Origin of the sequence: Roseovarius sp. Pro17, assembly GCF_035599575.1 — a bacterium.
Taxonomy (GTDB): Bacteria; Pseudomonadota; Alphaproteobacteria; order Rhodobacterales; family Rhodobacteraceae; genus Roseovarius.
Genome location: NZ_CP141179.1, coordinates 3,028,243 through 3,041,179 on the forward strand (window position 1 = coordinate 3,028,243; position 12,937 = coordinate 3,041,179).

Annotated in this window: 14 protein-coding genes; 9 read left to right on the forward strand and 5 right to left on the reverse strand. The window is 58.7% G+C overall.

Annotated elements, in window-relative coordinates; genetic code table 11:
• Positions 1–56 precede the first annotated feature (56 nt).
• From cobA to U3654_RS14745, 9 genes are all read left to right on the forward strand, one after another.
• Positions 57–827, forward strand: coding sequence for a uroporphyrinogen-III C-methyltransferase (gene cobA / locus U3654_RS14705; RefSeq protein WP_324752299.1), 771 nt, complete (start codon positions 57–59; stop codon positions 825–827).
• Positions 820–1,122, forward strand: coding sequence for a cytochrome c (locus U3654_RS14710; protein ID WP_324752300.1), 303 nt, complete (start codon positions 820–822; stop codon positions 1,120–1,122). The genes cobA and U3654_RS14710 overlap by 8 nt, the downstream gene beginning before the upstream one ends.
• Positions 1,122–2,267 carry a cytochrome D1 domain-containing protein gene (locus U3654_RS14715; protein ID WP_324752301.1) on the forward strand — a complete coding sequence of 382 codons (1,146 nt, stop codon included), beginning with the start codon at positions 1,122–1,124 and terminating at the stop codon, positions 2,265–2,267. Before U3654_RS14710 ends, U3654_RS14715 begins: the two co-directional genes overlap by 1 nt.
• Before the next feature lie 4 nt (positions 2,268–2,271).
• Positions 2,272–3,264, forward strand: coding sequence for an Lrp/AsnC family transcriptional regulator (locus tag U3654_RS14720; protein ID WP_324752302.1), 993 nt, complete (start codon positions 2,272–2,274; stop codon positions 3,262–3,264).
• A complete protein-coding gene (locus U3654_RS14725) occupies positions 3,261–3,710 on the forward strand; it encodes an Lrp/AsnC family transcriptional regulator (protein ID WP_324752303.1) in 450 nt (149 codons plus the stop codon). Before U3654_RS14720 ends, U3654_RS14725 begins: the two co-directional genes overlap by 4 nt.
• On the forward strand, positions 3,707–4,195 hold the full coding sequence (locus U3654_RS14730; RefSeq protein ID WP_324752304.1) for an Lrp/AsnC family transcriptional regulator: 489 nt from the start codon (positions 3,707–3,709) through the stop codon (positions 4,193–4,195). The genes U3654_RS14725 and U3654_RS14730 overlap by 4 nt, the downstream gene beginning before the upstream one ends.
• 3 nt (positions 4,196–4,198) lie before the next feature.
• Positions 4,199–5,416, forward strand: a complete 1,218-nt coding sequence (gene nirJ / locus U3654_RS14735; protein ID WP_324752305.1) for a heme d1 biosynthesis radical SAM protein NirJ — start codon at positions 4,199–4,201, stop codon at positions 5,414–5,416.
• A complete protein-coding gene (locus tag U3654_RS14740; protein ID WP_324752306.1) occupies positions 5,391–6,938 on the forward strand; it encodes a cytochrome D1 domain-containing protein in 1,548 nt (515 codons plus the stop codon). The genes nirJ and U3654_RS14740 overlap by 26 nt, the downstream gene beginning before the upstream one ends.
• Before the next feature lie 61 nt (positions 6,939–6,999).
• Positions 7,000–7,635 carry a CbiX/SirB N-terminal domain-containing protein gene (locus U3654_RS14745; RefSeq protein WP_324752307.1) on the forward strand — a complete coding sequence of 212 codons (636 nt, stop codon included), beginning with the start codon at positions 7,000–7,002 and terminating at the stop codon, positions 7,633–7,635.
• Between the two features lie 116 nt (positions 7,636–7,751).
• Here the strand turns inward: U3654_RS14745 and U3654_RS14750 are convergent, their stop codons facing one another.
• From U3654_RS14750 to U3654_RS14770, 5 genes are all read right to left on the reverse strand, one after another.
• A complete protein-coding gene (locus U3654_RS14750; RefSeq protein ID WP_324752308.1) occupies positions 7,752–8,132 on the reverse strand; it encodes a cytochrome c family protein in 381 nt (126 codons plus the stop codon).
• A gap of 16 nt (positions 8,133–8,148) precedes the next feature.
• Complete coding sequence (locus U3654_RS14755; RefSeq protein WP_324752309.1) at positions 8,149–9,075, reverse strand: FAD:protein FMN transferase; 927 nt, start codon at positions 9,073–9,075, stop codon at positions 8,149–8,151.
• A complete protein-coding gene (locus U3654_RS14760; RefSeq protein WP_324752310.1) occupies positions 9,072–9,341 on the reverse strand; it encodes a hypothetical protein in 270 nt (89 codons plus the stop codon). Before U3654_RS14760 ends, U3654_RS14755 begins: the two co-directional genes overlap by 4 nt.
• Before the next feature lie 238 nt (positions 9,342–9,579).
• The gene (locus tag U3654_RS14765; RefSeq protein WP_324752311.1) at positions 9,580–11,085 is read right to left on the reverse strand and encodes an NCS1 family transporter; all 1,506 of its coding nucleotides are present in this window, start codon (positions 11,083–11,085) and stop codon (positions 9,580–9,582) included.
• A 68-nt stretch (positions 11,086–11,153) separates the two neighbouring features.
• Entirely contained in the window at positions 11,154–12,929 is a 1,776-nt protein-coding gene (locus tag U3654_RS14770) for a hydantoinase B/oxoprolinase family protein (protein WP_324752312.1), read from the reverse strand.
• Between the last annotated feature and the right edge of the window lie 8 nt (positions 12,930–12,937).

The following is a 12,937-nucleotide window of genomic DNA, read 5'->3' on the forward strand; positions in this document are numbered from 1 at the left end:
GGCCCCCGCATCCAATCGCGCAACTGCCAAATCTAGGAAATCGTCCAATGATACCCATGGGCAAAGTTTATCTCGTCGGCGCTGGCCCCGGCGATCCCGATCTGATGACGTTGCGCGCAGTTCGGATGCTGGGCGAAGCCAACGCTGTCGTTTATGATCGTCTGGTTTCGCCTGAAATCCTGTCCATGGCACCCAAGGGTGCCGCAATGGTTCCGGTCGGCAAAGCCCCCAAGAGTCACACGGTCCCTCAGGATCAGATCAACGAAATTCTGGCCGCACGCGCCTTGGCGGGTGAAACCGTTGTTCGCCTCAAGGGCGGTGATCCGATGATATTCGGACGTGGCTCGGAAGAGGCGGCCTATCTAGAGGCGCTTGGCATCAATGTCGAATACGCGCCCGGCATTACGGCGGCTCAGGGCATGGCGGCAGCGACCGGCGTGCCGCTTACCCATCGTGGCCTTGCCACCGGCGTGCGTTTTATCACCGGGCATCTGGCCGCTGACAAGACCCTCGACCTGAACTGGAAAAGCCTGGCTGATATCGACACGACGTTGGTGGTTTATATGGGTGCGTCCAACATCTCTGAAATTGCGCTGCAACTGATCCGCGCGGGCCTGCCCGCCAGCCTGCCGGTTCTGGCCGTGTCCAATGCCACAACGCCGCGCGAAACCCGTGTGCTGTCGCAGCTTGGCCAGATTGGCGTGGATACGCAGGCTCATGCCCTGCGAACGCCGGTTCTGTTTGTGATCGGCAGGGTAGCATCACTTTACCAAAACACGGCACTGCAACATATCCCCTGCCTTTCTGAGGCGATGGCCGGTGAATAAGGCCTTGATATTCACTTGCTGCGCCAGCGCGTCCTTCGCAGCCGAGCCGCAGCCGGATGCTGAGGCGCTCGAGCATTTGGTGCGTCACGATTGCGGTTCGTGCCACGGCATGACGCTCAAGGGTGGGCTTGGCCCCGACATCCGCGCCAAAGCGTTGCACGGCTATGACCCGGAAACTCTTGGTCTCGTGATCAAGGACGGTATCCCCGGAACCGCGATGCCCCCATGGCGGCCTCTGTTGACACAATCCGAAATCGACTGGGTGGTCGACTATCTTTTGACGGGAGGTGAGTGATGCGCAAGCACCTGACGGCACTGATCCTGTCGCTGTCCCTCTTAGGCACCGCAACGCTGGCGCAGCCCACCGGCGATCTTGGGCTTGTCGTTGAACGGGCCGACGGATCGCTACTGGTGATTGATCAGTCTGATCGCGCCAGTATTGGGCGTATTACCGGCCTCGGCGATTTGTCCCATGCCTCGCTGGTCTATTCGCCAGATCAGCGGTTTGCTTATGTATTCGGTCGCGATGGTGGACTTACCAAGGTCGACATTCTGGAGCAATCCATCGTGAACCGCGTCATGCAGGCCGGAAATTCGATCGGTGGCGCCATATCCGACGATGGCCGCTATGTGGCAGTATCCAATTACGAACCCGGCGGGGTGCGGGTGTTTGACGCCGAAACCCTGGACCTCGTAGCCGACATTCCGACCGACTCGAAAACCGTCGGCCTTGTCGATGTGCCGGGCACCCGGTTCGTCTTTAGCCTGTGGGATGCCGGTGAAACCTGGATCGCCGATATGTCGGAGGCGACTCCGGAAATTACCAAGGTCACCGGGATGGGCAGCAACCCCTATGACGCGCTGGTCACCTCGGATGGGCGCACCTATATCGCGGGGCTTTTCGGTGAAGACCACCTGACAGCGCTTGATCTGTGGCAGGATGACCCGAAACCGATGCCGATCCTTGACGGTTATTCAGCCGGGCGCGAGGGGCTGCCGGTTTACAAGATGCCCCATCTGGAAGGCTGGGCGTTGGCCGGAACTGATTTTGTCTTGCCCGCCGTTGGCCAGCACGAAGTGCTGTGGGTCGATGCCCGAAGCCTGACGCAGACCGGGCGAACCGAAACCCACGGCCAGCCGATCTTTGCGATGGCGCGGCCTGACGGGCGGCAGGTCTGGGTCAATTTTGCCCATCCGCTGAACGATACGATTCAGGTGATCGATTCACTGAGCAAAGAGGTCATCCACCAATTCACCCCCGGCCCGGGCGTGTTGCATATGGAATTCACCCCGCGCGGGCATGAGGTCTGGTTGTCGGTTCGCGATGCAAACAAGGTGATGGTCTACGACACGCAAACCTTTCAAAAACTGCGAGAAATCGACGCGCTCAGCCCTTCTGGCATCTTTTTTACAAACCGCGCGCACAAGACGGGGTTATAGGGACATGAAGGGTGTGCATGATTCCGTAAACGCGGCCCTGCTGGACAATTGGCAGCGTGATTTCCCGATTGAAGCGCGCCCATTTGACCGCCTCGCCGATGCGTTGCAGATCAGCGCGCAAAGCGTGTTGGAGCTATTGCAGACCCATCAAAACGACGGGCGCGTGACACGAGTCGGCGCGACCTGCGCGCCCAACACCGTTTCGGCCAGTACACTTGCCGCCATTGCCGCACCCGAGGACCGGATCGAAGAGGTTGCCTCAATCATCGGTGCCCAGCCCGGCGTCAACCATTCCTATCTGCGTGAAAACGACTGGAATCTGTGGTTCGTGGCCACCGGCCCTGACCGCGCACATGTCAACGACACGCTTGCCCGTATCGAAACCCAGTCAGGCCTGCGCGTGCTGGATCTGCGTCTTGTGCGGCCCTTCAATGTCGATCTCGGGTTTTCCATGCGGGGGGCTCCTGCCCCGCTCAGCAGCGCACGGCAGGTTGATATTTCGGCCTTTCGCGACAGCGACCGCCCGCTGCTTCAGGAACTGACCAAGGGTCTGCCGCTGGAGCACCGCCCCTACGCCCGCATTGCCGAATCTCTCGGCCGGACCGAAGATGACCTGCTGGAGCGCGTAAGGGTTCTGGTCGACGCGCGCATCATTTCGCGCCTTGGCGTGATAGTGCGCCACAGGGCGCTGGGATGGCGGGCCAACGCGATGGTGGTCTGGGATATGCCCCATGATGCGATCACTGAGGCGGGTCCCCTCCTCGCGATCCAGCCGGGCATTACCTTGTGTTATGAGCGCACGACCGTGGAAGGCGTATGGCCTTACCGGCTCTATTCCATGATCCACGCACGCAGCCGGGCCGAGGCGTTCGACGTGCTGGATCGTGTGCGCGCCCTGCCAGAGTTTCGATCAATCCCCTATCAGCCGTTATTTTCGATCCGCTGTTTCAAACAGACCGGTGCGATGATTGACGCCAAGAAAAAGGAAACGGCATGACGCTCGACGATACCGACCGTTTAATACTGAACACACTGCAAGACGGCTTTCCAATCGTCCCCAACCCCTATGAAGAGGTGGCCGGGCAACTGGGCCTGACCGAGAGCAACCTGATCGCTCGCCTCAAGGCGATGAAGGACGCGCGGATTATCACACGCTTTGGCCCATTCTTTGACGCTGCCGCGATGGGCGGTGCCTTTTGCCTTTGCGCGATGGCGGTGCCTCAGAACCAATTCGACAGCGTTGTCGCCAGTGTCAACGCCTGCCCCGAGGTCGCGCATAATTATGAACGCACCCACCACCTGAACATGTGGTTCGTGCTGGCCACCGAAGCCGAAAGTGAAATCGCAGAGGTAGCTGCACGCATTGAGCAGGAAACCGGGTATCCCGTGCTGCTCTTTCCCAAATTGCAGGAATTCTTTGTTCGGTTCCGGGTGGCGGCATGACGCTGGACCCGACAGACCGCCGGATTGTCACCGCCACCCAGTCAGGCCTACCGCTGGTGCCCCGCCCCTATGCCCAGATTGCCGCCGAACTGGGCATAGGCGAGGATGAGGTTTGCACCCGTATGCGCGCCCTCCAGAGCAGCGGAATCATCCGCCGCATTGCCGTGGCCCCCAACCATTACGCCTTGGGCATGACGGCCAATGGGATGTCGGTCTGGGATGTCGATGATGCCCGCGTTGCCGAGCTTGGTCAGAAGATCGGCGATCTGGATTTCGTCAGCCATTGCTACGAGCGGCCCCGCGCCCTGCCGCATTGGCCCTACAACCTGTTTGCGATGATCCACGGCACATCACGCGAGGAAGTCGAGGCGCTGCGGGCCGAAGTTGCCGCAATCCTGGGCGATGCCTGCGACGGCAACGATATACTTTACTCGACACGCATTCTCAAAAAATCCGGGCTGCGGCTACGGCAACAGAAAGGATAGCGCATGTTTAGAATGTCTGAATATATGCATCAATTAGTCCATCCGACTCCGGCGCGCAAACGCCGCAGCAGCGGCGGGATCAAGCCGGTGGTGATCTGGAATCTGACGCGGCGGTGCAACCTGAAATGCCGCCATTGCTATACCGTGTCGGCCGACGTGCATTTTCCGGGTGAACTGACCCACGAACAGGCCATGGCCAACGTCAAGGACATGGAGGAATTCGGCGTCTTCGCCTTGATCCTGTCGGGTGGAGAGCCTTTGGACAGGTTCGATTTTTTCGACATCGCCCGCGCCGCGCGCCCGTTCACCAAGATGCTGGCGCTGTCGACGAATGGCACCAAAATTCACGGTGAAAATGCCGACAAGATCGAAGAGATCGGGTTTGACTATGTCGGCATCTCGATCGACGGCATCGGCAAGACCAATGACTGGTTCCGTGGCGTCGAGGGGGCCTTTGACGACGCCGTGCGCGGTGTGCGTGAATGCAAAAAACGCGGGATCAGGGTGGGCCTGCGGTTCACCCTGACCAAGGACAATGCCGACCACCTGCCCGACCTGCTCCAGCTATGCGAGGATGAGGGCGTCGATAAATTCTATCTGTCGCATCTGGTCTACGCGGGGCGCGGCGACAAGAACCGTGGCGAGGACGCCATGCACAGCCACACACGGGCCGCGCTGGATCTGCTGATTGATCACGCCTGGGCCGGGGCCACCGGCAAGGGCTATCCGCTGGACATCGTGACCGGCAATAACGATGCCGATGCGGTCTACATGATGAACTGGGCGCGTGAGCGTTTCGACGACGAAAAGCTTGAGAACCTGCGCGATCATCTTGAGGCATGGGGCGGCAATTCGTCGGGCTTGGGCGTGGCTAATATCGACCCGCAGGGCAAGGTCCATCCCGATACCTATTGGTCCGATTATACGGTCGGCAGCGTCAAGGACACGCCGTTCTCGACGCTTTGGACCGGGGATGATCCGATGCTGGCGCAATTGCGCACGCGCCCGCGCCCGTTGAAAGGCCGCTGCGGCGCCTGCGCACATCAATCCATCTGCGGCGGCAACACCCGCATTCGCGCGCTGCAACTGACCGGCGATCCTTGGGCCGAAGATCCGGCCTGTTATCTCAGCAACGCCGAGATTGGCGTCGACGAAAGTGAGCGTCTGACGGTTACACCATTCCGGGGGAAACGCCATGATCCGGCGCATCGTTTTACCTAGCCTTCTGGCCTTCAGCGCTCTGACGGCACAGGCGGATTCCGCGCAGGATTACACGACATACTGCGCCGACTGTCATGGCGCTGACCGGCTGGGCGGCACTGGCCCCGCGTTGATACCCGAAACGCTGGGCCGGATGCGCGGCCCGGATCTGGAGACGGTGATCGCGGAGGGCCGCGCCTCGACGCAGATGGCGGCTTTCAAGGACGATCTGGACGCCACTGCGATTGCCGCGCTTGCGGAATATCTAACAATCCCGCTCGAAACCCTGCCAGAGTGGGGTGTCGATCAGATTGCCGAAACCCGCGAGCTAAACCCCGATTACGTCGCCGCCGATGCTCCTGTATTTGATGCCGATCCGCTGAATATCACGCTCGTGGTAGAAACCGGCGATCACCATGTCAGTGTGCTGGATGGCGACACATTCAAGGTTCTGGACCGCTTCGAGACGCCATTCGCGGTGCATGGCGGCCCGAAATTCACGCCTGATGGGCGCTATGTGTTCATTGCGTCGCGCGATGGCTACGTACAGAAATACGATATCTGGTCGCTGCAAGAGGTCGGCCGCGTGCGCGCCGGGCTGAACAGCCGTAATATCGCGATCAGCAAAGATGGCAAACATCTGGCGGTGGCCAATTACCTGCCGATGACGCTGACATTGCTGTCCACAAGCGATCTGAGCGTGGAAAAAATCATGCCGGTGATCTCGAAAGACGGGATCGAAAGTCGCGTGTCTGCCGTCTATCAGGCCCCACAGCGCGACAGTTTCATACTCGCTCTCAAAGACGCCCCCGAAATATGGGAAGTCGCTACCGATCCCAACGCCGAACCGGTTTATGAGGGCTTTATACACAGCCAGGAAAAGGACATGGTCGAAGCAATCGCCTCGTCCGAGGGGCTGTTCGCCCGGCGCCGGATCGAGATTGCGGAACCGCTGGATGATTTCTTCTTTACTGATGATTACCGCCATCTGATAGGCGCATCGCGCGATGGCGCACGCGGCGTTGTCGTCAATCTCAATGTCGGGCGCGAGATTGCCGAATTGCCCCTGCCGGGCATGCCCCATCTTGGCTCGGGCATCAGCTGGGATCTGAACGGGCGCAGGGTCATGGCCACGCCGCATCTGAAAGAGGGCAAGCTCTCGGTCATCGACACGACCGACTGGAGCGTTCTCAAGGTCATCGACACCGAAGGGCCGGGTTTTTTCCTTCGCAGCCACGAAAATTCGCCCTACATCTGGGCAGACGTCTTCTTTGGCCCGAACAAGGACGTGATGCATGTGATCGACAAGACCAGCCTCGAGATTGTCAAAACAATGCGCCCCGAACCGGGGGCGACGGTGGCGCATGTCGAGTTCACGCGCGACGGTTCACATGCACTCGTCTCGATCTGGGAAGACGACGGCGCGGTGATTGTCTACGATGCCACAAGTTTACAGGAAGTCCGGCGCCTGCCGATGCGAAAACCATCTGGAAAGTACAATGTATTCAACAAAATCAACTTCTCAGAAGGCACCAGCCACTGAGCGCTGCGCGATTGTGGTCAGCCATGGCCAGCCATCCGATCCCGACCCGGCAGAGGCTGCTTTGGCAAAACGTGCGCCCGATCTGCCGGGTTGGCGCATCAAGACTGCGACGCTGGCGAAACCGCAGGCATTGGAATCGGTTCTGAATGACGCCGGGGCCGAGCCGGTCATTTATCCTATGTTCATGACCGACGGTTGGTTCGTTCAATCCGCCTTGCGTAAAAGGCTGCAACAGGTGCCGCACGCGACCATTCTGCCGCCGCTAGGCGTGGACCCGGATCTGCCCGAAGTGGTTGCGCTAGCGTTGGAGGCGGAACTGGACCGGCAGGGGTGGCATGCCGCCGAGACCACGTTGCTGGTCGCCGCGCATGGGTCAGGTCGCAGTGCCAATTCCGCACGCGACACTGTGCAGTTCGTAAAACGGCTGACCGAAGTGATCCGTTTTGAGACGATCCATATTGGCTATGTAGAACAGCCCCCACATTTGGATGATGTCACTATTCTTTGCCCGCCGAAATCCATCTGTCTGCCGTTCTTTGCTGCAGATGGCGGGCATGTCCAAGAGGACATTCGGGATGCGCTGCAAACTTCTGGGTTTTCAGGGCCACGCATGGACCCTGTCGGGCTTTTGCCCGGTATAAAAGAGCTGATTGCACGCGGGATCAGCCGTGCAGCTTCGGCTTCAAACGCGCGCTGAGAGAGTCATTCTATCTGGACAGTTAGAACTGCTGGGTCAGCCGTTTGATGAAAACCAACAGGCCCGCCCCAAGTTTTCCTTGGGGCGGGCCTGAGGCATCAAAAATCTAATAGAAACTATTCGTTTTCTGAAAGGTAGGCGATCACATCTGCAATATCGTCGTCCTTGCGCAGTCCGGCAAAGGACATACTGCCGCCTTTGATAACATCCTTTGGCTTCTTCAGGTACGCTGTCAGCGTTTCGTCGTCCCAAACGAGGCCATCCGCTGCCATTTCAGTCAGCGCTTTCGAATATTTAAAATCCTCAACTTGGCCGGCGGGCGCGTCTACGATACCATTCAGGATCGGACCAACCTTGTTTTTGGCATCGTCGCCAACCGCGTGGCAAGCCTTACATTTGTTGAACACCTTCTTACCCTTCTCGGCATCGCCGTCGGCGAAAGCAGGTGCAGAAATTACGCCAAGAATGGCTATGGATTGTAGGATTGTCTTGAACATTTTCAGGTCTCCTTGGTTAGATTGATACTTCTAGTTTGGCGCCGGGAAATTGTGCCAGACAGGATTGGATATCATTTCGGGCCATCAGGCAAAACGCGGTCGAAAGCCCATCCGCCACAGCGGCAGTGCGGGCAGACACTGATACCAGTTTACGTTTCGGGCGGGGCTTGTCGTCTCTAGCATCAAGTATATGACCCAAGCCAATTTCAGGGTCAAGCATGGTGCCCATCGGGGCAGATGTAGCAATGGCGCCATTCTGCAACGTGATCCGGTCAACAAGGTCGCCGCCTGGCGTGACGATACCCACTTGGCTGGGCAGCTTTCCCAGTACTGCAATTTCGCCCATATCGACCAGAATATCCCGAAATCCGCGCCGGCGCAGCAGCTTTGCGATCTGGTCCGTCACGTATCCTTGTGCGATGCCATTCAGCGTCAGACCACCGTTTGGGTCGTCAAAGCGCACTTGGTCTGCATCAAACTGCAAATTGCCCCAGCCCACGCCAGCGCATGCGGCGTCGCGTTCATCCTGCGACAGCACGCGGCCCTGCGTCGCAGCTTTTGCATATGCCAGCCAAAGAGGTTGCAGGGTCGGATCAAATGCGCCCATGCTCGCAGCGTTCAGAACACCGCACAGGTTCAGAACCTCAAGCAATTCCGGCGCAGGCGCCTTTAGTATTCCAGCGCTATTTAACTGCACAATTTGCGACCCGGAATCATAAAGGCTGAAGATCCGTTCGAGGCGGGCCAGATCACGTTCCACTGCGCGAAATGTCAACCGTGCCTGGGCGTTCGACGGCACGCCTGCCAATGTCAGGCTGGCCTCTGCACCCATCGCACGACCGATCCACGTAACGTTTTCCAAGGCCTGAGCAGGCATCGCCGCGCACGACATGCTTGCGGCCGAAATCGTAAGGAATCGGCGGCGCGTAACCTTCGTAGTCATGTCCGCGTCGCCAGTTCGATTGGCAGCAACGTCGCCCCGGCTATGGCTATAATTTTGGACAGGCCGAACAGGCCTGCCCTCAACACCAGAACAAAAGAAATTCCTTGAGGTGCCATAGCAAGACCATCTGCAACAGTTTTGAATATTGGCGCTTGAAAGCTGAATGGATAGGCTGTGAGTGTTTCGGCCTTCGCCAGCAGCCTCGTATGCAACAAGGCAAACAGCCGATTTCGGCACAACCAGACGAGGATGCAGTCGCGTTCCATTTTTCAGGAATACGGCAGCGTCAGAAGCTTGGCCTTGACTGATGTCAAGGCGAGGCGCTCAAAAATGAATTACGCGTCGAAGGTTGTCTTGCGTTGGCGTTCCGTCGGGCCATAAATCAGGCGGCCAAGCCGCTCACGTCTTATCAAAATCCGGATTACCCGTGATAGGATCTTAGGCAACCAAAAAGACCCGCACCCTTAGAAAGGATGCGGGCAAGTTTAGGGAGGTCGTGGTAGTTCAGAGATCCTCGCGACCGATCGATGCACCATCCGTCTCTTCTGGGCTCATGCGGCGGAACTGGCCCTGCCCGAGATAAGCCCAGCTGAGGCCTTCGCTGGTTGCAAGGTATTCGTCCGAGTAACCCGAGGTGATCTCGGCCTGCGGGTTGCTGGGCAGCACCAGCAGCTTCATCAGGATGAGGTAGATCACAAAGCCCAGCGGGAACCCGATGACAAAGGCGTATTGCGAGTACCACGCCGCCACCGCGCCCGCGATCAACCACGCCAGAAGCCCCGCGATATTGACGCCACCCGTGTAGCGGAACTGACCAGTGTGGCTATAAAGGTCGGGGACGTTGAGGCGTCGTTTACGCAGCACATAGTAATCCGCGATCATGATGCCACCGATCGCCGACAGGAACGCGCCGTAATACCCAAGGAAGACGAACAGGTTGTCCAGTATCGCCCAAGGAAAGCACAGCGTGCCGACGATGCCGGCCAATGCCACCGCGAGCTTGTAGTTGATGAACCGCGGCGCGAGGTTGATGAAGGTCAGCGCCGAGGGGATCAGGTTGGCCGAGTTGTTCGTCGACCACTGTGCCAGAACTACCAGTGCCAGCAGGATCACCAGCGAGAATCCCTGGCCTTCGCCCTGAATCACTTCGATCGGGTTCCAGTTGCCAGTGGCAATGAACGACACGCCACCGATCCCGGCAATAAGCGCCTGAGTGACCGGCAAGGCGATCAGCTGTGCAAGGAAGACGTTGCGGTTGCGAGCAACAAATCCGCGCGCACCGGCCTGCGTCTTGACGAAGCGCGTCAGGTTGGGAACGTCGATGGCCATCGTCGACCAAAAGCTGAGGTTGGCGATGAAAAGCACCATCAACGACATTTCGCCAGCACCCTCGTAGTTCCAGAGGTTGATGCCATTTGTCTCGGCCACGCCTTCCAGTGTGAAATACATCCAGATCGAGATGGCGATGATCGCGGGTGCCGCCAGCGAGGCGAGCCTTTCGACCGATTTGATGCCCATTGCGGTATTGGCGACCTGCAGGATGGCAAAGATCACATACCAGACGAACCAGTTGTTAAAGCCCAGAAAATATTCGCCAATCCCGTTGAGGGCCAGCGCCCCCAGATAGGTCTGAATGCCGAACCACATTGCCGCGATCAACCCGCGCGAAACCGCCGGAAGGTGTGTGCCGTGTATACCGAAGGGCGCGCGCAGATAGACGGCAAAGGGCAGGCCATGTTCGGTGCCGATGTCTGCGGTCAGCACCATCAATGCCCCGATACACAGGTTGGCCAGAAAGATGATCAGGATAACTGTGGTCAGCGACACACCGCCGCCGACGCCTGCCGCACCCAGTGAATAGGTCGCGATGATGACGGCGATACCAACCCAGATCCACGCATAGCCCATCAGGCCGATCGGGCGTTGACCCAATAATGTCGGCAGGATCGATTCCTCGATCAGGCCGGTGCGTTCGTGCTCCGCATGACGAACTTGTTCTGTTGCTGTCATTTTTTATTTTCCCTGCTGTCAGTTGAATTGGGCCGGCCCGCTAAGCGGACCGGCCGATGCGGTTCGGTTCAAGCGGCTGCTGCCAGCTCTTTGCGGCGCGTCTTGGTGGCAGCCAGATCGACAGTCTCGGCGTCTAGATCCAAAATCACGCCATAGACGTCGACGGCGTGTTCGGCTGAGCAGAAACCGTCCAGCACATCATCCAGCACCTTTTGCGGCGAGCGTTCCAAGGGACTGCCATAGCCGCCGCCACACGGGCTGTAATAGGCCATCACATCATCCTTGCGGACCTCCTTGCCGTGAAACTTGGAATGCATGACCTCTGCGGGTTCATTGTTCGACACGTTATAAATATCGCACTTGCCTGCCGCCCCTTCGGTGCCACCAAAAATGCCCCACGGCACGTTGGTGTGGCGCTCGCTTTCATGCGTAATGATGCCGTCGGTCAGCATCCGCTGCGCCTTGACCACGCCGATGCCGCCCCGGTATTTGCCTGCGCCCGGCATCACGTCGTCGCGCAGCTCATACCGCTCGCAGATCATCGGAACATGCATCGCCAGATCTTCCAGCGGGTTATTGCGGGTGTTGGCCATCAGGTTGTCGATGGCATCTGGCCCGTCAGATTTCGGCCGTCCGCCATAAGCGCCCTCGTTGACCTCAAGAAACACCCAGTAATCGCCGCTTTCGCGCACCCCGGCATAGGACGCGAACGAAATTGACGCTGACGACCCGGCGATGATTTCTTCTGGCAGAACCGGCGCCATCGCCTTCATGATGAGGTCGATCATATAGTTGCACTGGGTAAATCGTGCCTCGGCCGCAGCGGGTGAAATCGGGTTAAAGATCGACCCTTTGGGCGCGATCACCTCGATGGGCCGGAACGACCCCTGGTTCGACGGCACCCGCGTGTCCGAAGTCGCCGTATCGAGCAGCAGCTTGCGAAAGGCAGCAAAGGCCGCGACCTTGGTCGACCCCTCAAACGGCACGTTATAGGCCGTGGGCGTCTGCGGGGCGGACCCGGTCAGATCGACCGTGATAGAGTCGCCGCTGACGCGAACACATACTTTGACGGGCAGATGTTGGCCACGGTTGCGTCCGTCATCGTCCAGCCAACCCTCGGCGCGGTATTCACCGTTGGGAATATCCGCAATGCGCTGGCGCAGCATCTTTTCGGAATAATCCATCAGTTGGTTGCAGGCACCGAACACCAATTCCTTGCCGTATTGATCCAGCAACTCGTTGAACCGCTTGACCCCCAACCGGGCCGAGGAGATCTGGGCCTCGATATCATCCACCAGCTGGCGCGCGGCGCGGCTGTTGTTGCGAATGAAGCGCCACATCGTCTCATTACGCTCACCCTTGCGGTAGAGCTTGGTTCCGGCAAACAGCATCCCCTCGGCATAAACGTCCGGCACGTCGATGATCAGGCCGGGCGTGGCCGCGCCGATATCGATATGGTGCGCGGTGTTGGCCGAATAACCGACCAGCTCGCCCTTGTGAAAGATCGGGATGACGATCGCCAGATCAGGAGTGTGCGAAGACCCATGATAGGGGTGGTTGTGAACGACGACATCGCCTTCAAACCACTCGCCATCATCCAGCGTGTCCTGAATGCCGTGCAGATATCCGGGGATCGAGCCGATATGCATCGGCGTGGATTCCGACTCGCAGAGCGTGTTGAACTCGGTGTCGAACAGGCCCGCGCCCAGGTCCTCGGATTCCCGAATAATCGAGGAAAAGGACATGCGGAACAGCACGTGGGCCATTTCCTCGGCGATGGTTTCGATGGACCCTCGGATCACCTGAAGAGTGATCGGATCAATGGTCAAAGCGTCTTTTGGCATGTGAATTT

Coding starts and splice junctions, on each gene's coding strand:
- cobA (WP_324752299.1), top strand. CDS start 57: ATGGGCAAAGTTTATCTCGTCGGCGCTGGCCCCGGCGATCCCGATCTG.
- U3654_RS14715 (WP_324752301.1), top strand. CDS start 1,122: ATGCGCAAGCACCTGACGGCACTGATCCTGTCGCTGTCCCTCTTAGGC.
- U3654_RS14720 (WP_324752302.1), top strand. CDS start 2,272: ATGAAGGGTGTGCATGATTCCGTAAACGCGGCCCTGCTGGACAATTGG.
- U3654_RS14725 (WP_324752303.1), top strand. CDS start 3,261: ATGACGCTCGACGATACCGACCGTTTAATACTGAACACACTGCAAGAC.
- U3654_RS14730 (WP_324752304.1), top strand. CDS start 3,707: ATGACGCTGGACCCGACAGACCGCCGGATTGTCACCGCCACCCAGTCA.
- nirJ (WP_324752305.1), top strand. CDS start 4,199: ATGTTTAGAATGTCTGAATATATGCATCAATTAGTCCATCCGACTCCG.
- U3654_RS14740 (WP_324752306.1), top strand. CDS start 5,391: ATGATCCGGCGCATCGTTTTACCTAGCCTTCTGGCCTTCAGCGCTCTG.
- U3654_RS14750 (WP_324752308.1), bottom strand. CDS start 8,132: ATGTTCAAGACAATCCTACAATCCATAGCCATTCTTGGCGTAATTTCT.
- U3654_RS14755 (WP_324752309.1), bottom strand. CDS start 9,075: ATGACTACGAAGGTTACGCGCCGCCGATTCCTTACGATTTCGGCCGCA.
- U3654_RS14760 (WP_324752310.1), bottom strand. CDS start 9,341: ATGGAACGCGACTGCATCCTCGTCTGGTTGTGCCGAAATCGGCTGTTT.
- U3654_RS14765 (WP_324752311.1), bottom strand. CDS start 11,085: ATGACAGCAACAGAACAAGTTCGTCATGCGGAGCACGAACGCACCGGC.
- U3654_RS14770 (WP_324752312.1), bottom strand. CDS start 12,929: ATGCCAAAAGACGCTTTGACCATTGATCCGATCACTCTTCAGGTGATC.